The organism is Dietzia sp. HMSC21D01, from assembly GCF_001815995.1.
GTDB classification, from domain to species: Bacteria; Actinomycetota; Actinomycetes; order Mycobacteriales; family Mycobacteriaceae; genus Dietzia; species Dietzia cinnamea.
In genome coordinates this window covers 1-1,240 of record NZ_KV823807.1, presented here as the reverse complement: position 1 = coordinate 1,240, position 1,240 = coordinate 1, and the positions used below count along the sequence as shown (strand labels likewise).

At 74.7% G+C, this 1,240-nt stretch carries 2 protein-coding genes; both read left to right on the top strand.

The window, feature by feature from the left end:
• The coding region (locus HMPREF3086_RS04400) for a 4'-phosphopantetheinyl transferase family protein (RefSeq protein ID WP_070720352.1) at nucleotides 1-513 on the top strand (513 nt) is incomplete at its 5' end.
• On the top strand, nucleotides 510-1,240 hold a 731-nt coding region (truB, locus tag HMPREF3086_RS04395; RefSeq protein WP_070720350.1), incomplete at its 3' end, for a tRNA pseudouridine(55) synthase TruB. The genes HMPREF3086_RS04400 and truB, both read left to right, overlap by 4 nt.

Here is a 1,240-nt window from a genome sequence, read left to right as displayed (position 1 = left end):
CTTCGGGGCGCGCGGGGCGTGCCGGTGTGGCCCCCGGGGCTCGTGGGCACGCTGACGCACACCGACGGTCTGCGCGCGGCCGCGCTGGCCCGGGCCGGTCGGGTGCGATCGGTGGGATTGGACGTCGAACGGCACGAACCGCTCGCCGACGGGGTGCTCGAGGCGGTGTCGCTGCCGGAGGAGGCGGCGTGGGTGCGTGCCGCGCGCACGGAGATGCCGTCGGTGGCGTGGGACGCGCTGCTGTTCACCGCGAAGGAGGCCACGTACAAGGCGTGGTTCCCGCTCACCCACCGGTGGCTGGGGTTCGCCGACGCGCACATCACCCTGGTACCCGACGGGGACGACGACGAGGTGGTCCGGGGCACGCTCGTCTCGCGGATCCTCGTCGACGCGCAGACGGTGGACGGCGGCCCGGACGCGACCGAGTTCCACGGCCGCTGGGCCGTCCGGGGCGGCCACGTGGCCTCGGCGATCGTGCTGCGGCCCGCGGGTGTCGATAGCGTGGGGCCGTGACGCCGCGCAGACCCGACCCCCGTCCCGCCCCCGAACCCGGCCTGGTGGTCGTGGACAAGCCCGGGGGGATGAGCAGCCACGACGTGGTGGCGCGACTGCGCAGGTTCTTCGGCACCCGCAAGGTCGGACACGCCGGCACCCTCGACCCCATGGCCACGGGTGTGCTCGTCGTGGGCATCGAACGCGCCACCAAGATGCTCGGCATGCTCGCGCTGGAGACCAAGTCCTACGAGGCGACCATCCGCCTCGGCGAGACCACGACCACCGACGACGCCCAGGGGGAGACCACCGCGACCGTGGACGCCTCCGCGGTGACCGACACCGCGATCGACGCGGCCGTGGCCGACCTGACGGGGGAGATCGACCAGGTGCCGTCGGCGGTCAGCGCGATCAAGGTCGACGGGAGGCGGGCCTACGACAGGGTGCGGGCGGGGGAGGAGGTCGAGCTCCGGTCCCGGCGGGTCACCGTCTCCCGGTTCGACGTGCTCGAGCGGGTCCGCGCCGGGGCGGTGATCGACCTCGTCGTCGTCGTCGACTGCTCCACGGGGACCTACATCCGCGCGCTCGCCCGTGACCTCGGCGCCGCGCTCGGCGTCGGGGGCCACCTCACGGCGCTGCGCCGGACCCGGGTCGGACCGTTCGGCCTCGATGTCGCCCGCACGCTCGACGAGCTGGAGGCCGCGCCGACCCTGTCCCTCGACCTCGACGCGGCCGCCCTGGCCGCGTT